Below are 24,058 nucleotides of genomic sequence, written 5' to 3'. Positions count from 1 at the left end.
GAAACATGATTCTATTGTTAATTTATCGACTAAAGTACTACAAACTTGAGGTTTTTTCGGAGTAAAAATGTAATTTTTGTTTAAACGTGATGCTTACATAACCCCCGCAATTACCAGCAGAGCCAACAAGCAGATCCACACCAGCATACTTCGATTCAGCAAATTCCGGATCGCATCCAGACTGCGACGACCATATCCGGGCCATTCGTCAGGATGAATCCGTGAAAATCGTCCCGGGTCCAGAGCATAGCCAGTGAGCGCAGCGTTGGCCGCTCCCATCAGAACCTGGTCCGTTGTCAGGGTCACACCGAACAGAGCACCTTTCCTCTCGCTTATCCAGCCTGCAAGATCTCCGGCCACGCCGAAGGTAAATGACAACAAACGGGACGGTAACCAGTTCAGCAGCTCTGCCAACGCTGCGTAACCAGGCCTTGCAGCCGCCTGTGGCCAGTGATCGCGCAACGCAATGACTCCCCTAGCAAAAAAGGCAGCCGCGGGGCCACCAACCACATACCAGAAGCCAATCAGGAAAAATCGCTCAAATACATTGACCAGCAAGGTGCGAGACAGGAGCAGGTGCATCTCGTCCGGAGATGCAGCAGCACCTCGATCTCTGGCAGGGAGGTTGTCCTTGATGTGATGCCAGGCAGCCTGCATGTCACCTCTGGCCCAGGACGAACTGTAGGCCTCCAGCGGTGCTTTCCAGCCTGGTGCCCCCATCAGCATGACCAGCAAAACGAATTCCAGGGGATAGGTCGCCACTTTCCAGCCCAGTTCAGCCAGATACCACATGGCAACTGCCAGCAACACCGACGGCACTGTGACCATCAGCAGCCCTTTCCACTTTACAGCCTCTTTGCCGGCGGAAGTTTTACTGCCGGCACGAAAGGCCGCACGCCAGAGCGCATCTCCCGGCATGGTGTTTGCGGCATCCAGCTTGCGCCGGGTCAGGTACGCGAGTAGAAACACCACCAGCACCATCAGCCACTGCTCCCGGTTTGCCGCCGGGCACTCAGCATTTCCCGGTAGTGACGCCAGTTGAACGCCGGGCCGGGGTCGGTTTTCCGGCCCGGCGCGATATCACTGTGGCCGGTAATCCGCTCAGGCGTAATCTCCGGCCAGGCCGCCATAATCATCTGTGACAGCTCCACCAGTGTCTGATACTGGGCGGAGGTGTAGGGAATGTCATCCGCCCCCTCCAGCTCAATGCCTATCGAGAAGTCGTTGCATTCCCGCTCACCCTGGAAGCATGACCGGCCTGCATGCCAGGCCCTGTCCAGCAGGCTGACAAATTGTACGGATTCCCCGTCACGTCGAATCAGCAAATGGGACGACACCGTCATCCCGACAATCGTCTCGAAATAGGGGTGAGCAGAGCCATCAAGCTGATTGCAGAAAAATCGCTCTATGGCGTCGCCGCCAAACTGCCCTGGCGGCAGGCTGATGTTATGAACGACCAGCAGGGAAATGCCTGCGCCATCCGGACGCACGCCGAAGTTGGGTGAAGGACACCACCGTGCTGTGGTCACACGTCCCGTGCGGCGCAGGCGGGAAGCCGGGGTTTCTGGGGGTTCAGTGGAGCGGTGGGGCGCGTTTTGTTCAGACAATGTGTTTCCAGCTGGCCGGCGACGGATGTTCTTCAGCAATCCGCCTCTGTTGCTTTGGTGCCTGTGATTGAAGCACAAAGTGGCCGGCCTTGCTATGCAATCAATCCTTGCGACTGTTGCGAAGATTATCGATGATCGACTCCAGGGCGCGGTCAAAAATCAGGCCATCATCAAGCATGGTGATTTCCTCTGCCGCCATTGCTGCGGCAAGGCCTTCACGGTGATACTCAGCCACTTTCGCACCACTGCGATTGACGAAAATGTATTTGCCCGTGGCCTTGATAAACGCGGCCAGTTTGCAGCGGATCTTGCCACCCTCGCGGATCAGCTCGATCCAGGACCCGACACGCAGGCTGTCGGCTCGCCCAAGCCATTGTGGATCGATGTGACTGTTCGCTTCCACAGCATCGCCAGGCTCGGGAATAACCGTTTCTGTCACTACGCCAGCAGGCGGTAATGCCTCCTGGGTACTATCTGGCGCAGCGATGGCAACTTCGCTCCGGGGAGGCTCCGGTTGTTCCGGCTCTTCAGTGGGCGCCGGTTGCCGGGATGTTGTCACCAGGCGCTGGAACACGTCCACATGGGCCAACTCCAGATCCCGTATGGCGGCGTCGGTGGCGAACGGGTCCCAGGCTATCTCCTGCATTGCGGACCTCAGCCCATCCACGATACCGGGGATTGCCCTCAGCAGTTCACTGCGGGTGCCCTCTTCGACCGGCTTTGGATCCACGCTCCAGACCAACTGGCGAGTCAGGGCAGACGCCGCCTGCCAGCGCTCGCTGTCTTCGCCCTCGCGAAGGACTATCCACTGCAGGTACTTGGACCAGGCCTCGTTCAGCAGGGTGATCACCTGGGGTGGCAGGTCACGGCCGCCCATCTGTTCGCTCAACAGAACGTCCGCGGCCCTCGAAGCCCTTTCCTGTTTGGCCCGACCCTCTTCCGCGTCGCGGAGGCGCTGTTCCACCAGCTCCCTGCGACGGCGATCCAGGTCCATGAAATGACCAAAGTCACTGAGAAGCTCGCTGAATATCTCGACGTTGTCGGTAAAGCCATTCAGTACACGATCAACGACTGATTCAATTTTTTCCCGCAGGGGATCGCGCTGGCCTGCTTTTTTCTCGGTCCAGCCTATGGCCGACATGGCCAGCTCGTTGAGGAGCTTTCTTACCGGATGCCCACCGCGATTGAAAAAGTTCCTGTCGCTCAGGGCCACCTTCAGCACGGGAATCTGCAACCGCCCGATAACCGCTTTCATGACCGGATGTAGCTGACGGTCTTCAAGAATAAAGTCGAACAGCATGGAGACGAGGTTGATGACATCGTTATCCACCTGGCCGACATTGAGCGCGCCTCCGGCCTCAGCCCGAAGCACCGGCTGTAGCTGCTCTGACAGGGACACCACCTGCCCCTGCCCCCAGTGTATGGATTGCGCCTGTATATCGCTCAGCCGCGACATCAGGGTACCGGTATCCAGCAACGCGGCGCCCCTGGACGCTCCGCCAGTTGCGGCGCTCTGGGCCTGTCCCTGGCGCAACAACGCACTGAGTTCCGAGAAGGTGGCGCGGACATCGCCGGACGGAGCGGTCAATGGCCCCGCAGCATCAGCCCCCGTATGCTCCGACAGAAAGCCGCCACCATGGCCAGCCCCGGAAGCGGGTGTTCCCGGCGACGAATGCCCTTTCACCGGTGCGCGGCGCATGTCTGGCATAACGCCTTCTGCGATCAGCGTCCGGTTGGCATCTTTGTATACATCGCCCAGAACGCCAACCAACAGGCGATCAAACAGCTTCAGCACCACCAGTTTGGCGCGGATATCGATTTCCAGGTCGGCACAGGCCTCGGCAACGCCACCACAGATCACTTCCGGGCTCAGAGGCATCTGGCTGTCATCAAGCCTGGCAGAGGTCACCAGGTGGGATACACGAACATTCAGTGATCTGATTGCCTCGGCATGCTGGTTGCGAAGCTTGTTAATCAGATTATCGATAGCAACCTGCTGTTCCAGATCCGCGTGATCGACCAGGGCAAGGGAGTCCTGGTCGACTTCATCCAGCGCGCCGCTGCCGCCGAGCGGCCGGAAAGAACCAATTTCATTGAATGCGCGGCTGACGTATTGCAGGACCGACACCGTCATGTTCTTGCGACGTAACCTGAGTTCCCGCATCGCATCGAAATAGGCAACCTGGTCCTGGTTGGTGCCAGCCTTGTCCGCGAGCTCAAAAAGCGCATCGTCAGCCTTGTCGAAGAAACCCGACAGGACCGACTTCAGTGACTGACCGGATACGTCACGCAGGCGCACCAGCGAGGCCGGCAGGGAAACTCTGCCTGGCACCTTCTGGGCTCTGAGACTTACAACCTTGTTATCCTGCGCCATTCGGCTACTCCGGACGTTATCGGGGAAACTGTGCTATCAGACATCTTAGGCCTTAGCCCCGTCATCTTGTGTCAGAATTTGTCACCTTTTGTGATTAGGTGATGGCCGTCACAGTTTGGCATTCCGGTTCACTCCGTTTGGCGAATACGCGGCCGGGCTTTAGAATCACTACCCCGAATCGATCACGTGCCCAGATCCCAAATCCAGGACCGGAACCCACAACCATGATTCCAGCAGAACTGCTTCGCCAATCACGCGTAGAAACCGTCGCCCAGAGCCTCCGGGAAGACATCGGAGAGGGTGACATCACCGCCATGCTGATACCCGAAAACCGGATAAGCCGGGGACGGGTGATCACTCGTGAAACCGCCACCATCGCCGGCAAGGCCTGGGTTGAGGAGGTATTCAGGCAGGTGGACCCGAAAGTTACTCTCGACTGGCAGGTCAAAGACGGGGACGAAGTGTCTCCGGACCAGTTACTGTTTACCATGGACGGCCCCGCCCGCAGCCTGCTTACCGCCGAGCGGGCGGCCCTGAACTGGCTGCAGATGCTTTCAGGTGTCGCCACTGTATGCACCGGATACGCGCGCCGGGTCGCCCATACCGGTGTAAGACTGCTTGATACCCGCAAAACCCTTCCGGGCCTGAGACTGGCCCAGAAATACGCGGTAACCTGCGGCGGCTGCCACAATCACCGTATCGGCCTCTGGGACGCGTTCTTGATCAAGGAAAACCATATCGCCGCCTGCGGTTCGATCGCCAACGCGGTAAGAGAAGCCCGCCGCATTGCCCCTGGCCGTCCCGTGGAAGTGGAAACCGAAAACCCCGAAGAGCTGGAGCAGGCCCTTGCCGCCGGCGCGGACATTATCATGCTGGATGAATTTTCGCTGGAGGATATGACAAAAGCGGTTACCCGCACCGCCGGTGCCGCCAGGCTGGAGGCCTCGGGCAGCATAAATAGCGAGACCCTGGTGCCGGTCGCAGAAACGGGCGTGGACTATATTTCCATCGGGGCATTGACCAAGGATGTCCGGGCCGTGGATCTCTCCATGCGGCTGGAAGAGACCAGCTGAACGGATCAGGACCGCCCGGACAGCAGCCGGTCCATCTCCGCCAGTTCCCGGATAAGGCCGCGACCGGATTCGGCCCGGCCCCGGAAATGCTCCTCGGCCATAGGCGCCATACCGGATACCTCTGGCAGCGGCTGCTGATTTTCGATCAGGACTTTCATGCGCCAGACAAACACAAACTGAAGCCACTGGGTGAATTCCAGCGTATCCACCGCAAACGGTTTCGCGCTTTGCAGTGCCTCATCAGGTGGCGGATCGCTTTCCCAGGCCCCCATCTGCCGCAACTCGATCTCGATCTGCAGCAGGCGATCGGCTACCTGGGCGATATGATCGGACTGTGTTGCCATAATTCGCTCTCAGTCGGCCAGTGGTTCCAGATCGACAGCTTCTCCATGAAGCACCCGGTACAGGTCTTCGTACTGCCTTGTCAGTGGGTGTTTGGGAGCCATATGGATCAGAGGCTGACGGCTCTGGTGGGACTCCTTCATCTTGACCGAACTGGACAGTCTTACCGGCAATACCGGAAGGCCCTCGTCCATCAGTTCGCGAACCAGTTTTTTGGGCAAACTGGCTCGCGGCTGGAACTGGTTGGCGACAATCCCCTCCACCACCAGGTCTTCATTATGGTCTTCCTGGAGCTCCTGGATTTCCTGGAGGATGCTGTAGAGCGCCTGGCGTGAAAAATCGTCACAGTCGAAGGGAATAAGGCATCTTTGTGCTGCGATCAGAGCGGAACGGGAATAGAAATTCAGCGCCGGCGCCGTATCAATATAGATTTCGTCAAACGATTCCCCCAGCTTCTTGAGCGCTTCCCTCAATTTGTAAATCTTGTGCTTTGCTTCCAGCTTGTGTTCAAGAAAGTCCAGTTCCGGGCTGGACGGCATGACAAACAGGTTGTCGAAGGGTGAGGCGTGAACGAACTCATCGGCGCGCCGGTTAAACACCGTAAACGCCACCATCTGCTCCAGGTAGTCCGCTACGGTGTCTTTCAGTTCCGTTGCCGGCCTACCCAGCAGGTAATGGGTTGAATTGCCCTGGGGGTCGAGGTCGACGACCAGTGTGCGCTTGCCCCGGGCGGCACTGATGGCCGCCAGGTTACAGGTAATACTGGATTTACCCACACCACCTTTCTGATTGAACACTACTCGTCTCATCTTTTTCCCCTGACCTTTTCCCTGTATTTAATCGCCTACCAACCCATCACCGACTTGACGAAGGGTATCGTCAGCCGCCGCTGGGCACGTAATGAGTTCTCGTCCAGGCGATCCAGAATCGCCAGCAGATCGGCAAGCTTCCGCGGCGCACGCCTTAGAATATAGACCGCGACGTCATCGCCAAGAACCAGTCCACGCTGTTCTGCCCGGGCCATCAGAATTCGCAACCGGTCATCATCCCGGTATATTCCCAGCTGAATCGTCAAGCCGTGGCGCAGCCTTGATACCAGATCCGGTAACAGAAATGGCAGCTCGCCGGGCACTTCCGACAAGCTGACAACCATCAGGCTGCCGCGATCGTTTACCCGATTGTACAGATGGAAGACGGCTTCTTCCCAGCTTTCCTGGCCGACAATGAGGTCGAGGTCGTCCAGACAGATCACCGACTGGTGCTCAAGGCCGTCCAGCGCCTCGGGCCCGAACGGCAAGAGTTCGTTCACACTGACGCACACGGCACTCTGGTTACGACGCTCGGCCAGGTGACAGACGGCCTGCAACAGATGACTCTTGCCGGTATCGGCGTCGCCGCAGACTGCAACGACCGGCATCGGATCAGCCCTCTCACAGACGTCTCTCAGCCGGGCTGCCGCCGCTGCGTTTCTGTCTCCGTGAAAATTATCAAAGCGGGCGTCGTCACGTAGCTTCACGCCCAGCGCCAGTTGGGATGCACTCACTGTCTCTTGATCCTCCAGGCCCTCAGACTCCAGACGGCAATGTAGTGCCCCCCGCTGAACACGGCGGAAACCGCCACCAGAAGAATTCCCGCATCGAGAACCCACGACGGCATGGGCAAGCCCGCCAGCAGAACCATAATCGCCAGCGCGACCAGTATCTGGATCAGCGTGTTGAGTTTACCGGGGATCGAGGGTTGCAAATCAAAACGACCAACCCCGTAGTGGAAAGCCAGCCCGCCACCAACAATTACGAGATCCCTTCCCAGCACCAGCCCGAACAGCCATGGCGGCAGTACACCGGTAAGGGTAAGCATGAGGTAAGCCGTTATCAGCAGAGCCTTGTCGGCAAGAGGGTCCGCAATCGCGCCCAACCGGGTCCGCCAGTCGAAATGACGGGCAAGAAAGCCGTCAATCGCATCGGTGGCCGACGCCAAAAAGAAGATCACCAGGGCAAGCCGGTATTCCGTGGCCAGGAGGGCAGCCGCAAAAGGAACAATCATCATGATACGCAGAAACGTCAGGGCATTGGGAATCCAGCGCCAGCGTTGCGTCGTCATGACACGCCTCCCTCTCCTTGCGACACCCGGGAATTACTCTCCGTTTTCCGGGTCAATGATTGAAGCCGGCTGCCACCGGTAGTGCAGCACCTGGTACAGTGACTCGAATGCCTGCTCCGACTCCTCTTCATCGACCAGCAACGGCTCATAGACAAACAGGGGATTGGCAGTAGCACTGGTGTTCTCGGCACTGTCCTCGGCCAGAGCGACGCCGCCTTCGGGCGTCTGCACAACTGACTCCTCGGAGCCAGATTCAGCGGAATCGCTGCCGCCTCCAGAATCACTGCTTTCGCTGACCGGTATCCGGGATACTTCCGCATCAGACAGCGGCACCAGGCGGGGATCCAGCGCTATGTACTGTTTCAGCTGCTCCATTTCCCCTGAAAAAACAACCCGTAACTTCAACTGGCTGGCTCTGGCCTGGGTGGCACCAGCGTCTGTTACCGGGGACAACTTCTCGAGCGCACTACTCACACCGGCGTAATCGGTCAGTGTGGTCACACCATGCACCACAATATCGACCTGCGGCGATTCGCCGACATCGCTTCCGGCCACCGCGTAGCGATCCGCAAACATTTCGGCCCAGCGTCCGATAACCCTGGCTGCCAGCTCTTCCCTGGTATCAGCGGTGACTGACTGCTCCGTGCTATCCAGGCCCATGCCATCAAACACCCACCCGGCCCGCCACTGGGAGCCTGACCGGCTGACACGCACCAGCGATATCAGATCATGCTCCAGCTCTTCCGAGGCGCTTCTGAGACTGGAGGTGAACTGCCCCCAGATATCAGACAGCAGTTCTCTGTCCTGCCGGAAATCCTCCGGGGGAAGACTTACGGGGAGGCCACGGTCAATAGCCGCGTCCTGGAATACCTTCCGCCACTGATTATCCGCTCCGCCGTTTTCCGCGTCAGCGTGCACGAGCGTGCGTCGCCCACTCTCCTCGACCGCAATCCATGCCAGGGTGAGAGGTCGGTTCGCTCCCCAAACGGGCGCATCAACAGACGCCAGTGCCCGATTGACCCCTACAGCGCCAAAGGACATGCGCAAACGATGGTTGTTCTCATCTGAACGCAGGAACTGATAGGACTGCAACAGGGACTCAGCATCGTTAAGCAATGCGTCGACGCCGTCATTGCCAAGTACGTCCCTGGTCCCGGAAACTCGCACAAATACACGGCTCAGGCCCTCCGCATACCCCTGCTCCAAATCTTCCGGTTGGGAGCTCGCCACCGGCACTTCCACCGAATACAGTCCGGTGACGGTAACGGCGGCAGCCGGAGCGGCTATCAGCGCCAACAGACCGAACATCTGCATTGACCGACGGATTATCTGCGCTGCCCGCATCGAGATTTTTCCTGAGTCTGGCATGAAACACCCTGAAATTCGTCTGAATGGCGCATAGGATACACCAACCCCCCTGGTGTGAGTAGCTAACCGGGATTGCAGAAAGTCAACACAACCTGTGTACGCTGGCACAGCGGCAAACATGGCAATTGCATTTGGAGCGCCACCCCGCACCTGTTAAAATCCGCCGCCTGATCCATTGTCCAAACGGTTAAGCACCCCATGAGCGAACAGAAGCCCTCCCTCACCTATCGTGACGCCGGCGTTGATATTGACGCAGGAAACGAACTCGTCAAACGGATCAAAAATACCGCCGCGCGCACACGCCGCCCGGAGGTTCTCGGCGGCCTCGGTGGTTTTGGCGCCATGGTTGCCATCCCCCAGGGCTACCATGAGCCAGTCCTGGTGTCCGGTACAGACGGAGTAGGCACCAAACTCAGGCTTGCCATGCAGCTTCAGAAACATGACACCATCGGCATCGACCTTGTTGCCATGTGCGTTAACGATCTGGTTGTAGGCGGCGCAGAGCCGCTGTTCTTCCTCGATTACTACGCCACGGGCAAACTGAACGTGGATGTGGCAGCCCAGGTCGTTGAAGGCATCGGCACCGGTTGCGAACAGGCGGGCTGCTCGCTGGTGGGCGGAGAAACTGCGGAAATGCCCGGCATGTATGAAGGCGACGATTACGATCTGGCCGGCTTCTGTGTGGGTGTTGCCGAACGCAGCGAAATCATCGATGGCAGCCGCGTGCAGTCTGGAGACGTCCTGCTGGCACTGGGCTCTTCCGGCCCTCACTCCAACGGCTACTCCCTGATTCGCAAGATCCTCGAAGTCAGCAACGCCGACCTGAACCAGACCATTGCCGACGTCACCCTTGCAGACGCGCTGATGGCGCCAACCCGTATCTACGTGAAAAATCTGCTGCAACTGGCCCGCGAAGTCGATGTCCGCGCACTTTCCCACATCACCGGAGGCGGCCTGCCGGAAAACATTCCCCGGGTACTTCCCAACGGCATGGTTGCTGCAATCGACACCGACAGCTGGAAGCTGCCCCCCATCTTCCAGTGGCTGAAAGACGCCGGCGGGGTTGCCAGCGACGAGATGTACCGTACCTTCAACTGCGGCGTTGGCATGATTGTATGCATCCCGGCCAACCAGCGGGAGCTGGCCGTGGACACCCTGAACGCACTGGGAGAGAAAGTCTGGCAGATCGGCGTCATTGAGTCGGCGGAAGACTCTGGTTCTTCAGCATCGGTTCGCTATGCGCCAGGGCTGTTGTCGGCATGAAGGCAGATCCCGTAACCGCACCCCGTATCCTGGTTCTCGCGTCCGGGAGCGGCACCAATCTGCAGGCCCTGATCGACGCCAGCCGTGAGCGGGACTTTCCGGGCAAGATTGTCGCTGTTGGCTGCAACCGCCCCAAGGCCTTCGCTCTGGAACGGGCGGCACAGGCGAACATTGACACGTTCACCGTGGACCATACCCGTTATGGCTCCCGCGAGGAATTCGACGGCGCGCTGATGGCCGAGATCCGCCGCCGCAACCCGGATCTGATTGTGCTCGCCGGCTTCATGCGCATTCTGACCAGGGATTTTGTACAGGCATTGCGGGGCACCCTGCTGAACGTTCACCCGTCCCTACTGCCGAAATACACCGGGCTGAACACCCATCAGCGCGCACTGGAGGCGGGCGACAAGGTGCACGGTGTATCCATTCACTTTGTCACCGAGGAACTGGATGGCGGCCCGGTTATCGCCCAGGCAGAGGTCACCGTGGCCCCGGACGACACCCCAGAGACCCTCGCCGAGAAGGTCCAGCAGAGGGAGCACGTGCTTTATCCCATCGTTGTACGCTGGTTCTGTGAAGGTCGCATCCAGCTTGGCTCCGATTACGTGGTGTTCGATGGCCAGCCTCTGAATGGACCCATGGTGCTTCCGGACGACGGCCCTGAAGCGTCAGCCGAGTGACTTTATCGTCATCTCCGGGAGCAATCACGCGCGTTAGACTGTCCATATACGGCTACAGTCGCCATTGTCATACCGGAGAAGGTCTATGACCCTGAAACGCAGCTACGCAATCCTGTCAGCCATACTGGCCTGGATGCTGCTAGTTGGCGCCAATGTTTCGCAGGCGTCGGGGGAACCTCAAGGTTCAGGCGAAGTCCCGGCGCCAGAAAGCGAACAGGCCCCGGAAATTGCGGATGCTTTAGAAGGTGCGGATGCTTCGCAAAGCGCGGAAGACATTCCTCTCCTTCCCATGGAGCTCAGCTACAACGCATCCATGGACAGGGGCATTTCCCTCAGCGGCAGCGCCCGCCGCATTCTCGAACAGCGGGATGACGGCACCTGGCGCTTCCGTACCGATGTCGACTCCTTCATTGCCGATATCGATGAATCCCTGATCTTTCGCTGGGAGAACAATCGGGTAATCCCCCTGCGTTACCGGTACAAGCTCTCCGGCTTCCTGATCAAGACCCGGGAACAGGCCATTGATTTTGACTGGGATCAGATGGTGGTCAGCGGTCACCACCGGGGCGATAGTTTTTCGCTGGAACTGGAAGAAGGCACGCTGGACCCCATGGGTTACCAGCTGCAGTTGAGCCAGGACATCAAGGCCGGCAAGCGTGAGATGGAATACCGGGTCATCGACAAGGGCGACTACGACACCGATCAGTTCGCAGTCATTGATCAGGAAAGACTGAGCGTCAATGGCGACACCTACAAAACTCTCAAGGCAGAGAAAGTCCGTGACAGTGACAGCAAGCGACAGTCCCTGATGTGGTTCGCGCCGGAACGGAACAACCTGCTGGTCAGATTCCTGCAGGTGGAGCCGGACGGCAGCAGGTACGAGCTGACCATTGACGATGCTACGGTCGGACCCTGACCAGCGCCAGCCTATGGACTGACGGCAGACCAGACTGCCTTCACTTCTTCCGCAATCAACCGCAACCCTGCGGCAACCCGGTCATCGTCCTGTGAGTAGGTAACCCGCAGGCACTCATGGCGATGGCGCCAGCCATCCTCCGGCAAGCCCGGGAAGAAATAGTGCCCGGATACCACCAGCACACCCCTGGCCTTCAGCCTCTGATACAGCTCCAGGCTGGTAATCGGCAGGTCCGGAAACCATAGCCAGAGAAACATGGCACCCTCGGGCTTGTGGACGTACCAGCGGCAACTGTCCTCACCCATGGCGTCACGGAACGCGGCAACCGCCCGCTCCATCTTGGCCTTGTAGAAAGGACAGACTACATCCCGGCTGAGGGACAGGATTTCACCGGAGCGCACAAGGGGCTCCGCCAACATCGCACCAAAACTGCCAGTGGCCAGATTCATGATGGCGTTGATACCCGACAATGCCTTGATTACCGGCTCCGCCGCGATAACGATACCGGTACGTACCGCCGGCAGGCCAAACTTTGACAGGCTGAGACAGAGAATTACCTGCTCATTCCAGTGGGGGGTCGCATCCACAAATACCAGGTTCGGGAAAGGCGTACCGTAGGCGCCATCCACTATCAGGGGAATGTTGTGTTGGCGTGCCAGCGCTTCCAGGCGGGCCAGCTCGTCATCGGTGACTACATTGCCAGTGGGATTGGTCGGGCGGGACACGCAGATGGCGCCGGTTTCACCAGTGACTTCAACCGCGTCAAAATCCACGCGGTACTTGAATTCGTGGGCGTCGGTGAAGGAAATATCCGGTTGCACCGCGTGGAACAGCCCGGGCTCAATGCCTGCGTCGGCATAACCGATGTATTCCGGTGCCAGGGGGAGCAGGATGTGTTTGCGTACTCCGTTGCCATAGTCACCACCAAACATGTTGAACAGCATGAAAAAGGCGGCCTGGCTGCCATTGGTCAAGGCAATATTCTCTGGCTTCAACCCCCAGCCATACTCCCGGTTCAACAGCTCCGCCAACGAGGCAATAAACTGTTTTTCACCCTGTGGCGGATCGTATATGCCCACCAGACGCCGGGTGTCTCCCTCGCTGCGGGCCATATCCGCCAGGATCTGCTGAACCCGCGCCTGGATCTCGGGGATGTGACCGGGGTTACCCCCGCCCATCATGATCATGTCGTCACCGGATGCCAGGGCGTTGCCAAGGTCATCCATCAGGGAGGTAATGCCCGCATCCGCGGTGAATTTTCGGCCGAACGAAGAGAGTTTCATGGTGCTTGTGGGTACCAGTCCAAAACGGGTTGTAGTCCCAGTGTAGGACAGAGCCGGCAGTGCCGCCGGTCAGTCGTTCAGGGAAATGCCGAGGTTGCTCACGCCCTCGTTGGCGGCATCCTCCCGGATGCGCTCAACAAACTGGCTGGTGGGCGTGCGCTGGCGCTTGAGAGCGAGGATCAGGTCACGCTGAAAGACCTTGTCCTCTTTCATCAGCGGGTGCTGCTCCAGCAGTCGCACCAGCTCATCTTCCTCCAGGTGTTCCCCCTCGGAAAGCTCAATAAAGTTAACTACTGTTGCGGTAGCCATCTGCGAGGCCTCGGTAGCGCGATGCTTGCCCGGGTTGAGCCGGTTCAGCAGGGCCTGCTCCAGCAGCTGGCAGAAATCAAAAGCCGGATAGACGCCATAGGCGTCGTAGGCATTCACGTCCGGTGACAGGGCCTCCAGCTTTGCCAACAGCTGGGGAATGGCCGCTTCGGAAGCGTCTTTCTGCAGCATTTCCCAGCCCAGATCGAGTAACTGACGCATTTTGGCGCCGGTTTTCAGCTCGACAGCATCGGCGAACAGGGCGTAGTTGGGAAAGGAGCGCTCCGCGAGGGCCATCAGGAAGGTGAATTCCCGCCAGCCCTGCAGTTGTGATACTGCTTTCAGAAACTGATTGGCATTCACTGTGGATCTCTCCCGGGAATAAAGGCATTCATGCGCGCGGCAGGGTGACGCCGGTTTGTCCCAGATATTTTCCACGACGGTCCTTGTAACTGGTACCGCAGACTTCATCAGACTCGAAGAAGAGCATCTGGGCGACGCCTTCGTTGGCGTAGATCTTGGCCGGCAGGTTGGTGGTATTGGAAAACTCCAGGGTCACCTGCCCTTCCCACTCCGGCTCAAGGGGAGTGACGTTGACGATGATGCCACAACGGGCATACGTGGACTTGCCGAGGCAGATGGTCAGTACGCTGCGGGGGATACGGAAGTATTCCACGGTGCGGGCCAGGGCAAAGGAGTTTGGCGGAATGATGCAGACGTCGCCGGTGTAGTTGACGAAGCTGTTTTCGTCGAAGTTCTTCGGGTCCACGGTGGCGGAGTGGACGTTGGTGAAGATTTTGAATTCGTTACTACAACGGACATCGTAGCCGTAGCTGGAGGTGCCGTAGGAAATTACGCGGCCTTTTCCGGTTTCACTGACCTGATCATACTCAAAAGGCTCGATCATTCCGTGTTCCCGGGACATCCGGCGAATCCAGTGGTCGGATTTGATGCTCATGGGTGACGTCTCGTATCCATAAAAAAGAGGCGGTAGTTTACCTGTTCGGTTTTTGTCTGTCGAAGCTTTGGCCTGCTGAATTCCACCTTTAGCTTGGGGGCTGCGGCTGCGAAGAGGGCGGGTTTGAAACACGCCGTTAATACGTCCATGTAGGCTTGAGAAAAACATCCATGTTTTTCACAGTTTCAAACCCGCCCCCTCCACAGCCGCGATCTGACAGTTTGCGTGGATCAGCCTGTTTACCGGGATCAGTGTTCGGTTACGGAGACGCTGGAGATGGAGCCGGTGAGGTTTCTTTCTCTCGTTGACAGTTCCGCCCCTACCCGGCGGGCGATGTCCTTGTAGCGTCTTGCCACTTCCGAGTCCGGTTCCGCTACCACCGAGGGTTTACCGCCGTCGGTCTGTTCGCGAATGGTCATGTGCAGCGGTAGCTGGCCCAGCAATGTGGTGCCGTATTCTTCGGCGATGCGTTCGCCGCCGCCGTGGCCGAAGAGAGGTTCTTCGTGGCCGCAGTTGCTGCAGATGTGGACGCTCATGTTTTCCACTACACCCAGCACCGGAATCTCCACTTTGCGAAACATTTCGATGCCTTTTTTACCATCCAGCAAGGCGATGTCCTGGGGCGTGGTGACAATCACCGCGCCGGTGACCGGGACTTTCTGGGCGATGGTGAGCTGGATATCGCCGGTGCCCGGGGGCATGTCGATGATCAGATAATCCAGCTCGTTCCACAGGGTCTGTTGCAACAGTTGCATGACGGCGCCGCTGACCATGGGGCCGCGCCAGACCATGGGGGTTTTGTCGGTGACCACGAAAGCCATGGAGTTGGCCTGGAGGCCGTGGGCTTCCATGGGGATAAAGTACTTGTTCTCGTGGGTGTCCGGGCGTTTGCCCTCGGGCACGCCCAGCATCATGCCGATGCTGGGGCCGTAGATGTCGGCATCCAGTATGCCCACACGGGCGCCTTCGGCCTGCAGGGCCAGGGCCAGGTTGACAGCGGTGGTGGATTTGCCCACGCCGCCCTTGCCGGAGGCAACGGCGATGATATTTTTGACACCGGGCACCGACTGGATCTCTTTCTGGCCTTTGTGGGAGTGAATGCGCTGCCCCACGTGTACATCGACACTGTCAACGCCCTCCACGTCGTCAATGGCGTTAGTCAGCAATTCTTTAAGCGCCCCGGCGATCCCCCTGGAGGGATACGGCAATTCGATCATGGCTGTGACTTTGCCACTGTCGTCTGCGGCCAGGGATTTCACTGCACCCAGCTCGTACAGGTCCTTTCCCAGGTAAGGGTCGCGGTACTGTTTTACGGCAGTTTCAAGGGCGTGCTGTGAAATCTGAGCCATCGGAGTCTCCGGATAAAGCGCTGAAAGCAGGTGTTTCGGGTGAAAAAACTTTGCTTGGAAGGTATCATCTGTGCCCGTTTCTGGCCATAAGGAGTTTTGATTCCCGATAAGGCCGGTTAACGAGAACGACCAACTCCTGACGAATGAAGGTTCGGACCAAACATGACGCAAGCGAGTTCAAAGCAACAGCGCGATATTCTGGTAACCAGCGCCCTGCCGTATGCCAATGGCCCCATCCATCTGGGCCATCTGCTGGAATACATTCAGACCGATATCTGGGTGCGCTATCAGAAAATGCGTGGTCAGAACTGCTACTACGTCTGTGCGGACGACGCACACGGTACTGCGATCATGCTGCGGGCCGAGCGGGAGGGCATCTCGTCCGAAAACCTGATCGACCGTATCCGGCAAGAGCACCAGCAGGATTTTGGCGGCTTCCATATCCGCTTCGACAACTACTATACCACCCACTCCGAGGAAAACCGTCAGTTCTCGGAGTACATCTACCGCCAGCTGCAGGAAAACGGCCACATTGCCACCCGCAAGATCACCCAGGCGTTCGATCCTGAAAAGAACATGTTCCTGGCGGACCGTTTCATCAAGGGCACCTGCCCCAAGTGCAAGACCGAAGACCAGTACGGCGATAACTGCGAGGCCTGTGGTGCCACCTACACCCCAGCGGAGCTGATCGACCCCCGCTCGGCGGTGTCCGGCGCCACGCCCATCGAGAAGGAATCCGAGCACTATTTCTTCCGCCTGCCGGCGTTTGCGGATTTTCTCGCCAACTGGACCCGCAGCGGCACTTTGCAGCCCCAGGTGGCCAATAAACTGGCCGAATGGCTGGATGCCGGACTCCAGGAATGGGACATCAGCCGCGATGCACCCTACTTCGGGTTCGAAATTCCGGATGCGCCGGGCAAGTATTTCTACGTCTGGCTGGATGCCCCCATTGGTTACCTGGCGAGCTTCAAGAATCTGTGCAACCGTGAAGGCATTGATTTCGAACATTTCTGGAAAGCGGACTCCACCGCCGAGGTGTATCACTTCATCGGCAAGGACATCATCAATTTCCACGCCCTGTTCTGGCCCTCCATGCTTCACAGTGCCGGCTTCCGCACGCCAAGTGCGGTCTGGGCCCACGGTTTTGTGACGGTGAATGGCAAGAAGATGTCCAAGTCCCGGGGCACTTTCATTATGGCCCGCACCTACCTGGACCACCTGAATCCCGAGTATCTGCGCTACTACTTCGCCGCCAAGCTTACTGGCAGCGTCGATGACATGGACCTGAACCTGGAAGACTTCGCCGCACGCGTTAATTCGGACCTGGTCGGCAAGGTGGTGAACATTGCCAGCCGCAGCGCCGGGTTTATCACCAAGCGCTTTGACGGCCAGCTCGGTAACGTAACCGAGCACGACAAGCTGAAAGAGTTCATTGATGCCGGGGATGAAATCGCAGACTTCTACGAGGCACGGGAATTCGGGCGCGCCATGCGTCGCATCATGGAGCTGGCGGACATCGCCAACCAGTACGTGAACGATGAGCAGCCCTGGGTAATCGCCAAACAGGATGGTCAGGACGATAACCTGCAAGCCATCTGTACCAACGCCATCAACATGTTCCATTTACTGATGACCTACCTGGCCCCGGTACTTCCGCAAACCGCAAAAGCCTCGGAAGGATTTCTCAATGCCCCACTGGACTGGAACAAGCGGGAGCAGAGACTACAAAACCATGGCATCAACAAGTTCAAGCCGCTGATGAACCGTGTGGACATGGACCAGATTGAAAAAATGCTGGACGCTTCCCGGGAAGAACTGCCTGCAGCGACTGGAAAGCCGGCGCCTGCCGCCAATGTTGAGCCGATCGCCGACGAGATCGAATTCGGGGATTTCGCGAAAGTTGACCTCCGGGTTGTTAAAATAGTGAAAGCGGAGCATGTGGAAGGCGCAGACAAGCTTCTTCGGCTCACTCTTGACGTGGGGCATGGCGAACGCAACGTGTTTGCTGGTATCAAGTCTGCCTACAGGCCTGAGGATCTCGAGGGGCGACTGACCGTGATGGTTGCCAACCTCAAGCCGCGGAAGATGAAGTTCGGTATGTCCGAAGGCATGGTTCTGGCCGCAGGCCCGGGTGGTGAGGATATCTTTATCCTGTCTCCGGACTCCGGTGCCACGCCCGGCATGCGCATCATGTAGGCGCCGGCTGCCGGGCCAAGGGAGCAAGGCGAATGACCGAATATCTGCTGATTCTGGTCAGCACCATTCTGGTGAACAACTTCGTGCTGGTTCAGTTTTTGGGCCTGTGCCCGTTCATGGGCGTTTCCGGGAAGCTGGAAACCGCCATGGGCATGTCTCTGGCCACCACCTTCGTGCTGACGCTGGCGTCGGTGTGCAGCTACCTTGCCTATACCTATCTGCTGGAACCTCTGGACCTGGCGTTTCTCAGGACCATCACTTTTATCCTGGTGATTGCCGTCGTCGTGCAGTTCACCGAGATGGTGGTCCGCAAAACCAGCCCATTGCTTTATCGGGTGCTCGGTATCTTCCTGCCCCTGATCACCACAAACTGTGCCGTACTCGGGGTCGCGCTCCTCAATATAAACAGAAACAATAACTTCGTTGAGTCGGTTCTTTACGGGTTTGGCGCTGCCGCCGGTTTTTCTCTGGTTCTGGTCCTGTTTGCCGCCATGCGTGAACGTATCGCTGTTGCCGATGTGCCGGTTGCGTTTCGCGGGGCCGCGATCGGGCTGGTGACCGCCGGGCTGATGTCGTTGGCGTTCCTGGGCTTTGGCGGCCTGGTGAGCGTTTGATGGAGTAGCGGGTTTATGTGGACAAGCGTTCTTGTTGCCGTATTGGTTCTTCTGGCCCTGGCCCTCGTGTTCGGTGCCCTGCTGGGTTTCGCCGCTGAGCGTTTCAGGGTGGAAGGCAACCCTTTGGTAGACGAGATTGACTCCCTGTTACCACAGACTCAGTGCGGACAGTGTGGCTATCCTGGCTGCCGCCCCTATGCCGAATCCATCGCCGAAGGCGGCCCCATTAACAAGTGCCCTCCCGGCGGTGAAACCACCATCAAGGCCCTTGCGGACCTGCTGGATGTTGAGCCGGAACCCCTGGATGCCGAGCATGGGGTTGAACAGGTAAAGCGAGTGGCCGTGATTCGTGAGGACGAATGCATTGGCTGTACCAAATGCATTCAGGCCTGCCCGGTAGACGCCATTCTTGGCGCCGCCAAGCACATGCATACGGTCATTGAAAGCGAATGCACCGGCTGCGACCTGTGCGTGGAGCCCTGCCCTGTGGACTGCATAGACATGATCACGGTGGAGCCGGATATCCGTTCCTGGACCTGGACGCCGCCGGCGGCGGGGGGAATCATCGCCACCGATCGCCAGGGAGCCAGTGCCTGATGACGCAATTGTGGGATTTCGCAGGCGGCATTCACCCGCCCGGGCACAAAGACATCTCAACCGCTCGCCCGATCCGCCGCTCCGGCATTCCGGAACGGCTGATTCTGCCACTTCAGCAACATATCGGGGATCCGGCAGAACCCATTGTCGAAGTCGGAGAGCGGGTCCTCAAAGGCCAGAAAGTCGCGGATATCCAGACCGGCATGGGCGTTCCCGTGCATGCGCCCACCTCTGGCATCATCGAAAGCATTGCAGAGCATCCGGTTCCCCACCCCTCGGGCATGGCTGACTGGTGTATCACGCTCAAGCCGGATGGTGAGGACCAATGGTGTTCCCGGCATCCACTGAGCGACTTCCGCGCCCTAGGCCGTGACCGGGTTCTTGAGATCATCCGCGATGCCGGCATTGCCGGCATGGGCGGCGCCGGTTTTCCGACCAGCATCAAGCTCCGGCCACCCCGTGACCGCAAGATCAATACCCTGATACTCAATGGTGCTGAATGCGAGCCCTACATCACCGCTGATGACATGACCATGCGGGAAAAAGCCGGGGAGATTGTTGCCGGGCTGAAGGTCATGGCGTGGATTCTTCGTCCGGAACGCTGCGTGATCGGCATTGAAGACAACAAGCCGGAAGCCATAGCCGCTCTGCGCAGGGCAACCGAGGGCACCCAGACCGAAATCGCGGTTGTGCCAACCAAGTACCCATCCGGTGGCGAGAAACAGCTGATCCAGATTCTGACCGGCATGGAGGTGCCCAGTGGTGGCATACCCGCGGATATCGGTGTTATGTGCCAGAACATCGGAACCGCCGTTGCTGTATCGCAGGCGGTCTTCCAGGGCACACCGTTGATCGCCCGAGTTGTAACCATCACCGGCGACGCTATCGACGAACCGGGTAATTTTGAGGCGCTGATTGGCACACCGATCGAGTACCTGCTGGAGCAGGCAGGCGTACAGCAGGACAGGCTCAGCCGCCTGGTTCTCGGTGGACCCATGATGGGGTATACGCTGACAACCGAAGCTGTCCCGGTCATTAAAACCACAAACTGCATCATTGCGGCGACAGCCGCTGAGCTTCCGGCGCCACCGCCGGAACAACCCTGTATCCGCTGCGGCCTTTGTGCCGAGGTCTGCCCCATGGAACTGCTGCCACAGCAGCTGTTCTGGCACTCAAAGGCCACCGAGTTTGAAAAAGCCGAACACCTGAACCTGTTCGACTGCATCGAATGTGGGGCCTGCTCCTACGTCTGTCCGAGCTCAATCCCGCTGGTCCAGTACTATCGTTTTGCCAAGGACGAGATCCGGGTTCAGCGGGCAGAACAGCTGAAATCGGACCGTGCCCGGGAACGCTTCGAAGCACGCCAGGCGCGCCTTGAGCGTGAGCAGGAAGAGAAAGAACTTCGCCGCAGGGAACGGGCAAAAGCCGCCGCCGAGGCCCAGGCGAAGAAAAAAGCCGAAGCGGAAAAAGCCGCAGCAGACGGTGAGGCGGTTGATGAACGATCGGCGAAGTCCGCTCTGGTCGAACAGGCTCTGGCCCGCAAGAAGGCAAAAGCCGAGGCCGCCCAATCTCCGGCACCGGCCAAGGCTGCCGAGGAACAGCCGGACATTGAGGATCTGGAAAAACAACTGAGCAACGCCATGTCGAAACTGGAAACCATGCAGGGCATGCTTGAAGAGGCGAAAGCCCAGCAGGCTGATAACGTAGAGAAGCTCGAACGCGCCGTTGCCAAGAACCATGACCGGGTAAAGCGGGCCGAGGAAGCCCTTGCCGAAGCCCGTGGCAAGCCGGCAGATCGGCCTGCCGAATCGCAGTCCACCCACTAAACGACATCAGGCACGACATTCATGGCGTTTGTTCAGCAGTCTTCTCCCCATGCCCACAGTGCCCGGCCGACATCCCGCGTCATGTTGTGGGTAATGATCGCGGCACTCCCCGGCCTGTTCGCCCAGACTCTGTTTTTCGGTTGGGGCAACCTGATCAACGTGCTCTTCTGCATCGGCGTCGCGATTGCCTCCGAGGCGGCCTTGCTCCGACTCAGGAAGAAGCCGATCGGCTTTTTTCTCAGAGACAACACGGCCGCGGTTACAGGATTGTTGCTGGGTTTGTCCCTACCGCAATTTGCACCCTGGTGGGTGTCGGCGGTGGCAGTTGTTTCCGCCATTGTTGTCGCCAAGCAGCTTTATGGCGGGCTTGGGTCGAATCCCTTCAACCCGGCAATGGTGGGCTATGCGCTGGTGCTGGTATCGTTTCCGGTGGCAATGACCACTAACTGGGCGGCACCGGCCATGCTCTGGGAAGGCGCCCCGGGCTTCGGCGAAACCCTGGCAACCATTGCCTCTGGCCAGCAGACCGCGGTGGATGGCTGGACCATGGCAACACCCCTTGATGAGTACAAGCACAAGATCGCCAGCCACACAGCGACCGAGGTACTCACCCATCCCACATTCGGCGACGGGATCGCCAGGGGCTGGGAATGGGTCAATGCGGCTTTTCTTGCCGGCGGGCTCCTGCTGATTTTTCTACGTATCATCAGCTGGCATATACCGGCCGGTTTTCTTGGCGGTCTTGTGCTGATGAGCCTGGCCTTCGGTAACGATGCCGACCTGTATGCCCCCCTCTCACTTCATGTATTGGCAGGCGGCACCATGCTCGGCGCCTTCTTCATTGCCACTGATCCGGTGTCGGCCGCCACCAGTCATCAGGGCAAACTGATCTATGGCGCGGGAATCGGCATCCTGATCTACCTGATCCGCACCTGGGGCAATTACCCGGACGCGGTAGCCTTCAGCGTTCTGCTGATGAACTTTGCCGTCCCCTTCATCGACCACTACACACCACCGCGGACTTACGGTCATCACAAGCCACGCCGGGGTGTCCCGGGCAGTCAGGGGTAATTTATGGCCGCCATTGCTCAATCGATTCGTCGCAATGCCATCGGGCTCGGCTTGTTCGCCATTATTACCGGTGGCACCATTGCAGTGACTCAGGTATTCACCGAAGAACGCATTCAGGAACAGGCAGCCCGGGCAGAGGCACAGGCGCTTTTCGAGATTATTCCCGAAAGTGAACATACCAACGACCTGCTGAGGGATACCGTGCAGCTCCCGGCCAGTAAGCGCCTGGCGCAGTCTGGTCCTCTGACAGTCTGGGTGGCCCGGCAGAATGATCGTCCGGTAGGCATGATCATGCCCATCGTGGCGCCAGACGGCTATTCAGGGGAAATACATCTGCTGGTTGGGGTGGACATGCAGGGCACGATCCTTGGCGTTCGGGTAACCAGTCACCGGGAAACCCCGGGGTTGGGTGACCGCATCGAGACCAAAAAGTCGGACTGGATCAAGAGCTTTGAGGGCGAGTCCCTGGGCCGACCGCCTCACCGGGAATGGAACGTCAAAAAGAATGGCGGCAAGTTTGACCAGTTCACCGGCGCCACGATTACTCCGCGGGCCGTGGTCAAGGCGGTTCAGAAAGCACTGATCTACTTCCGCGAGAATCGCCAGACAATAAGGGAGCGGCTCAACGATACTCCGTCCCTGAGAGAGAAAACCCTGAATCCGGAGGCGATTGCCGGCGAATCATCCAACACGGAGCACTCCTGATCATGGCCACAAAATCGTCACGTGACATCATTCAAGACGGGCTCTGGGGCAACAACCCGGCACTGGTGCAGGTACTCGGGCTGTGCCCGCTGCTGGCTGTGACCAGCACCGTTGTTAATGCCATTGGTCTCGGCCTCGCGACCCTGATGGTGCTGATGGGCTCCAACCTTGCAGTATCGCTGATCCGCAATTTCGTCAGCGAATCGGTGCGCCTGCCGGCTTTTGTCATGATCATTGCCTCCTTTGTAACCTGTGCCGAATTGTTGATGCAGGCATTCACCTACGAGCTCTACCAGATACTGGGCATCTTCATACCGCTGATCGTGACCAACTGCGCCATCCTTGGCCGGGCCGATGCGTTTGCGTCCAAAAACCCACCGGGGCCTGCCCTGCTGGACGGAACCATGATGGGGATTGGCTTTCTGGCAGTTCTGGTGGTTCTTGGTGGCATGCGTGAACTGGTCGGACAGGGAAGCCTGTTTGTGGACATGAACCTGCTACTTGGCCCAGCCGCCGCTGACTGGGTTATCCGCCCGTTCGACGACTACCCGGACATGCTGTTCATGATCCTCCCTCCCGGCGCGTTCGTGGGCCTCGGGCTGCTGATTGCCCTTAAAAACGGCATCGACAATCACCTGGAAGAGCGCCGCAAGGCCAGTGCGCCGGCTACGGCAGCTTCCGGGAGCAAGCGGGTGCGGGTGACCGGAAATATCTCCTGAATACACTACTGCAGTTGACTGAGAGCCAATGAACAAACAGAAACGCATTGAGATCTTCACACGGCTACGGGAGGCCAACCCGAACCCGACCACCGAGCTCAATTACTCCAGCCCGTTCGAACTGCTGGTTGCGGTAATATTATCGGCCCAGGCAACGGACGTGGGCGTAAACAAGGCGACGGATAAGCTGTTCCGGGTAGCACGCACACCGGAAGCAATACTGGCTCTTGGCGTTGACGGGCTCAAGCAATACATCAAGACCATCGGCCTGTTCAACAGCAAGGCTGAAAACGTTATCAAGACCTGCCGTATTCTGGTTGAAAAGCATGGAGGCGAAGTACCCGAAAGCCGGGAGGATCTGGAAGCACTGCCGGGGGTGGGCCGAAAAACCGCCAATGTGGTTCTGAACACCGCCTTCGGGCAGCCAGCCATGGCGGTGGACACGCACATTTTCCGGGTCTCGAACCGCACCGGTATCGCCCCGGGCAGGAATGTCGTGGAAGTGGAGAAACGCCTGATGCGACTGGTCCCGAAGGAGTTCCTGATGGACGCCCATCACTGGCTGATTCTGCACGGGCGCTACACCTGTACCGCGCGAAAGCCCAAATGCGGCGCCTGCATTATCGAGGATCTTTGTGAGTTCAAACAGAAAAGGGATTATCTGGACTGAAAACGGCTGGTTATCAGTTGGCAAACGCAAAAAAAAACGGC

At 58.5% G+C, this 24,058-nt stretch carries 24 protein-coding genes; 12 read left to right on the top strand and 12 right to left on the bottom strand.

The features are described 5' to 3' along the window. Positions 1-93 precede the first annotated feature (93 nt). From ampE to DIT71_RS06475, 3 genes are all read right to left on the bottom strand, one after another. The gene (ampE, locus tag DIT71_RS06485) at positions 94-981 is read right to left on the bottom strand and encodes a regulatory signaling modulator protein AmpE (RefSeq protein ID WP_114612420.1); all 888 of its coding nucleotides are present in this window, start codon (positions 979-981) and stop codon (positions 94-96) included. Next, a complete protein-coding gene (gene ampD, locus DIT71_RS06480; protein WP_114612419.1) occupies positions 981-1,607 on the bottom strand; it encodes a 1,6-anhydro-N-acetylmuramyl-L-alanine amidase AmpD in 627 nt (208 codons plus the stop codon). The genes ampE and ampD overlap by 1 nt, the downstream gene beginning before the upstream one ends. A gap of 100 nt (positions 1,608-1,707) precedes the next feature. Further along, positions 1,708-3,981 (bottom strand): DUF1631 domain-containing protein, encoded by a 2,274-nt coding sequence (locus DIT71_RS06475; RefSeq protein ID WP_114612418.1) that lies wholly within the window; start codon positions 3,979-3,981, stop codon positions 1,708-1,710. A gap of 224 nt (positions 3,982-4,205) precedes the next feature. On the opposite strand from DIT71_RS06475, the gene nadC reads away from it, so the two are divergent. After that, positions 4,206-5,054, top strand: a complete 849-nt coding sequence (nadC, locus tag DIT71_RS06470; RefSeq protein ID WP_114612417.1) for a carboxylating nicotinate-nucleotide diphosphorylase — start codon at positions 4,206-4,208, stop codon at positions 5,052-5,054. 5 nt (positions 5,055-5,059) lie between these two features. Here nadC and DIT71_RS06465 read toward each other — a convergent pair whose 3' ends face one another. From DIT71_RS06465 to DIT71_RS06445, 5 genes are read right to left on the bottom strand one after another with little or no spacing between them, the layout of a single operon-like run. Next, positions 5,060-5,398, bottom strand: a complete 339-nt coding sequence (locus tag DIT71_RS06465; protein WP_114612416.1) for a YqcC family protein — start codon at positions 5,396-5,398, stop codon at positions 5,060-5,062. Positions 5,399-5,407: 9 nt separating this feature from the next. Next, on the bottom strand, positions 5,408-6,205 hold the full coding sequence (locus tag DIT71_RS06460; RefSeq protein WP_114612415.1) for a ParA family protein: 798 nt from the start codon (positions 6,203-6,205) through the stop codon (positions 5,408-5,410). 35 nt (positions 6,206-6,240) lie between these two features. After that, complete coding sequence (gene hda, locus DIT71_RS06455) at positions 6,241-6,939, bottom strand: DnaA regulatory inactivator Hda (RefSeq protein ID WP_114612414.1); 699 nt, start codon at positions 6,937-6,939, stop codon at positions 6,241-6,243. Continuing rightward, a complete protein-coding gene (locus tag DIT71_RS06450; protein ID WP_114612413.1) occupies positions 6,936-7,496 on the bottom strand; it encodes a CDP-alcohol phosphatidyltransferase family protein in 561 nt (186 codons plus the stop codon). The genes hda and DIT71_RS06450 overlap by 4 nt, the downstream gene beginning before the upstream one ends. Positions 7,497-7,529: 33 nt before the next feature. Continuing rightward, on the bottom strand, positions 7,530-8,864 hold the full coding sequence (locus tag DIT71_RS06445) for a DUF2066 domain-containing protein (RefSeq protein ID WP_227537985.1): 1,335 nt from the start codon (positions 8,862-8,864) through the stop codon (positions 7,530-7,532). Positions 8,865-9,062: 198 nt separating this feature from the next. Here DIT71_RS06445 and purM point away from each other — a divergent pair, with 198 nt between their 5' ends. From purM to DIT71_RS06430, 3 genes are all read left to right on the top strand, one after another. Next, positions 9,063-10,127 carry a phosphoribosylformylglycinamidine cyclo-ligase gene (gene purM, locus DIT71_RS06440; RefSeq protein WP_114612411.1) on the top strand — a complete coding sequence of 355 codons (1,065 nt, stop codon included), beginning with the start codon at positions 9,063-9,065 and terminating at the stop codon, positions 10,125-10,127. After that, on the top strand, positions 10,124-10,807 hold the full coding sequence (gene purN / locus DIT71_RS06435) for a phosphoribosylglycinamide formyltransferase (RefSeq protein WP_114612410.1): 684 nt from the start codon (positions 10,124-10,126) through the stop codon (positions 10,805-10,807). Before purM ends, purN begins: the two co-directional genes overlap by 4 nt. An 85-nt stretch (positions 10,808-10,892) precedes the next feature. Continuing rightward, positions 10,893-11,723 carry a DUF3108 domain-containing protein gene (locus DIT71_RS06430; protein WP_227537984.1) on the top strand — a complete coding sequence of 277 codons (831 nt, stop codon included), beginning with the start codon at positions 10,893-10,895 and terminating at the stop codon, positions 11,721-11,723. An 11-nt stretch (positions 11,724-11,734) separates the two neighbouring features. Here DIT71_RS06430 and DIT71_RS06425 read toward each other — a convergent pair whose 3' ends face one another. From DIT71_RS06425 to apbC, 4 genes are all read right to left on the bottom strand, one after another. Then, positions 11,735-13,006: a valine--pyruvate transaminase gene (locus tag DIT71_RS06425; protein ID WP_114612409.1), complete on the bottom strand. Its 1,272-nt coding sequence runs from the start codon at positions 13,004-13,006 to the stop codon at positions 11,735-11,737. Between the two features lie 69 nt (positions 13,007-13,075). After that, positions 13,076-13,675, bottom strand: a complete 600-nt coding sequence (locus tag DIT71_RS06420; RefSeq protein ID WP_114612408.1) for a YjaG family protein — start codon at positions 13,673-13,675, stop codon at positions 13,076-13,078. Between the two features lie 28 nt (positions 13,676-13,703). Continuing rightward, complete coding sequence (gene dcd / locus DIT71_RS06415) at positions 13,704-14,270, bottom strand: dCTP deaminase (protein WP_114612407.1); 567 nt, start codon at positions 14,268-14,270, stop codon at positions 13,704-13,706. A 248-nt stretch (positions 14,271-14,518) separates the two neighbouring features. After that, on the bottom strand, positions 14,519-15,619 hold the full coding sequence (apbC, locus tag DIT71_RS06410) for an iron-sulfur cluster carrier protein ApbC (RefSeq protein WP_114612406.1): 1,101 nt from the start codon (positions 15,617-15,619) through the stop codon (positions 14,519-14,521). 162 nt (positions 15,620-15,781) lie between these two features. Between apbC and metG the strand changes: the two genes are divergently transcribed. Genes metG through nth form a run of 8 tightly spaced genes read left to right on the top strand, consistent with a single transcriptional unit; the run spans position 15,782 to position 24,017 of the window. Beyond that, a complete protein-coding gene (gene metG, locus DIT71_RS06405; RefSeq protein WP_114612405.1) occupies positions 15,782-17,815 on the top strand; it encodes a methionine--tRNA ligase in 2,034 nt (677 codons plus the stop codon). A 32-nt stretch (positions 17,816-17,847) separates the two neighbouring features. Next, positions 17,848-18,429 carry an electron transport complex subunit RsxA gene (rsxA, locus tag DIT71_RS06400; protein WP_114612404.1) on the top strand — a complete coding sequence of 194 codons (582 nt, stop codon included), beginning with the start codon at positions 17,848-17,850 and terminating at the stop codon, positions 18,427-18,429. A 15-nt stretch (positions 18,430-18,444) separates the two neighbouring features. Further along, complete coding sequence (gene rsxB / locus DIT71_RS06395; protein ID WP_114612403.1) at positions 18,445-19,026, top strand: electron transport complex subunit RsxB; 582 nt, start codon at positions 18,445-18,447, stop codon at positions 19,024-19,026. Beyond that, positions 19,026-20,852 carry an electron transport complex subunit RsxC gene (gene rsxC, locus DIT71_RS06390; protein ID WP_114612402.1) on the top strand — a complete coding sequence of 609 codons (1,827 nt, stop codon included), beginning with the start codon at positions 19,026-19,028 and terminating at the stop codon, positions 20,850-20,852. The genes rsxB and rsxC overlap by 1 nt, the downstream gene beginning before the upstream one ends. A 21-nt stretch (positions 20,853-20,873) precedes the next feature. Further along, positions 20,874-21,923 carry an electron transport complex subunit RsxD gene (gene rsxD / locus DIT71_RS06385; protein WP_114612401.1) on the top strand — a complete coding sequence of 350 codons (1,050 nt, stop codon included), beginning with the start codon at positions 20,874-20,876 and terminating at the stop codon, positions 21,921-21,923. A gap of 3 nt (positions 21,924-21,926) precedes the next feature. Beyond that, positions 21,927-22,628 (top strand): electron transport complex subunit RsxG, encoded by a 702-nt coding sequence (rsxG, locus tag DIT71_RS06380; RefSeq protein WP_114612400.1) that lies wholly within the window; start codon positions 21,927-21,929, stop codon positions 22,626-22,628. A 2-nt stretch (positions 22,629-22,630) separates the two neighbouring features. Continuing rightward, on the top strand, positions 22,631-23,347 hold the full coding sequence (locus tag DIT71_RS06375; protein ID WP_114612399.1) for an electron transport complex subunit E: 717 nt from the start codon (positions 22,631-22,633) through the stop codon (positions 23,345-23,347). 28 nt (positions 23,348-23,375) lie between these two features. Continuing rightward, the gene (gene nth / locus DIT71_RS06370; protein ID WP_114612398.1) at positions 23,376-24,017 is read left to right on the top strand and encodes an endonuclease III; all 642 of its coding nucleotides are present in this window, start codon (positions 23,376-23,378) and stop codon (positions 24,015-24,017) included. The last annotated feature ends 41 nt before the right edge of the window (positions 24,018-24,058 follow it).

Origin of the sequence: Marinobacter vulgaris, from assembly GCF_003344045.1 — a bacterium.
GTDB classification, from domain to species: domain Bacteria; phylum Pseudomonadota; class Gammaproteobacteria; order Pseudomonadales; family Oleiphilaceae; genus Marinobacter; species Marinobacter vulgaris.
Note: the sequence above shows the minus strand (reverse complement) of the source record. Positions and strands in the feature narration are given on the sequence as shown.

What these genes read in the sequence shown, in the direction of transcription:
- DIT71_RS06475 (WP_114612418.1), bottom strand. Translation starts at nt 3,981, where the DNA reads ATGGCGCAGGATAACAAGGTTGTAAGTCTCAGAGCCCAGAAGGTGCCA.
- purM (WP_114612411.1), top strand. Translation starts at nt 9,063, where the DNA reads ATGAGCGAACAGAAGCCCTCCCTCACCTATCGTGACGCCGGCGTTGAT.
- rsxC (WP_114612402.1), top strand. Translation starts at nt 19,026, where the DNA reads ATGACGCAATTGTGGGATTTCGCAGGCGGCATTCACCCGCCCGGGCAC.
- rsxD (WP_114612401.1), top strand. Translation starts at nt 20,874, where the DNA reads ATGGCGTTTGTTCAGCAGTCTTCTCCCCATGCCCACAGTGCCCGGCCG.
- ampE (WP_114612420.1), bottom strand. Translation starts at nt 981, where the DNA reads ATGGTGCTGGTGGTGTTTCTACTCGCGTACCTGACCCGGCGCAAGCTG.
- rsxA (WP_114612404.1), top strand. Translation starts at nt 17,848, where the DNA reads ATGACCGAATATCTGCTGATTCTGGTCAGCACCATTCTGGTGAACAAC.
- metG (WP_114612405.1), top strand. Translation starts at nt 15,782, where the DNA reads ATGACGCAAGCGAGTTCAAAGCAACAGCGCGATATTCTGGTAACCAGC.
- dcd (WP_114612407.1), bottom strand. Translation starts at nt 14,270, where the DNA reads ATGAGCATCAAATCCGACCACTGGATTCGCCGGATGTCCCGGGAACAC.
- purN (WP_114612410.1), top strand. Translation starts at nt 10,124, where the DNA reads ATGAAGGCAGATCCCGTAACCGCACCCCGTATCCTGGTTCTCGCGTCC.
- nth (WP_114612398.1), top strand. Translation starts at nt 23,376, where the DNA reads ATGAACAAACAGAAACGCATTGAGATCTTCACACGGCTACGGGAGGCC.
- rsxB (WP_114612403.1), top strand. Translation starts at nt 18,445, where the DNA reads ATGTGGACAAGCGTTCTTGTTGCCGTATTGGTTCTTCTGGCCCTGGCC.
- rsxG (WP_114612400.1), top strand. Translation starts at nt 21,927, where the DNA reads ATGGCCGCCATTGCTCAATCGATTCGTCGCAATGCCATCGGGCTCGGC.
- DIT71_RS06465 (WP_114612416.1), bottom strand. Translation starts at nt 5,398, where the DNA reads ATGGCAACACAGTCCGATCATATCGCCCAGGTAGCCGATCGCCTGCTG.
- DIT71_RS06430 (WP_227537984.1), top strand. Translation starts at nt 10,893, where the DNA reads ATGACCCTGAAACGCAGCTACGCAATCCTGTCAGCCATACTGGCCTGG.
- DIT71_RS06425 (WP_114612409.1), bottom strand. Translation starts at nt 13,006, where the DNA reads ATGAAACTCTCTTCGTTCGGCCGAAAATTCACCGCGGATGCGGGCATT.
- apbC (WP_114612406.1), bottom strand. Translation starts at nt 15,619, where the DNA reads ATGGCTCAGATTTCACAGCACGCCCTTGAAACTGCCGTAAAACAGTAC.
- DIT71_RS06445 (WP_227537985.1), bottom strand. Translation starts at nt 8,864, where the DNA reads ATGCCAGACTCAGGAAAAATCTCGATGCGGGCAGCGCAGATAATCCGT.
- DIT71_RS06450 (WP_114612413.1), bottom strand. Translation starts at nt 7,496, where the DNA reads ATGACGACGCAACGCTGGCGCTGGATTCCCAATGCCCTGACGTTTCTG.
- DIT71_RS06375 (WP_114612399.1), top strand. Translation starts at nt 22,631, where the DNA reads ATGGCCACAAAATCGTCACGTGACATCATTCAAGACGGGCTCTGGGGC.
- DIT71_RS06460 (WP_114612415.1), bottom strand. Translation starts at nt 6,205, where the DNA reads ATGAGACGAGTAGTGTTCAATCAGAAAGGTGGTGTGGGTAAATCCAGT.
- nadC (WP_114612417.1), top strand. Translation starts at nt 4,206, where the DNA reads ATGATTCCAGCAGAACTGCTTCGCCAATCACGCGTAGAAACCGTCGCC.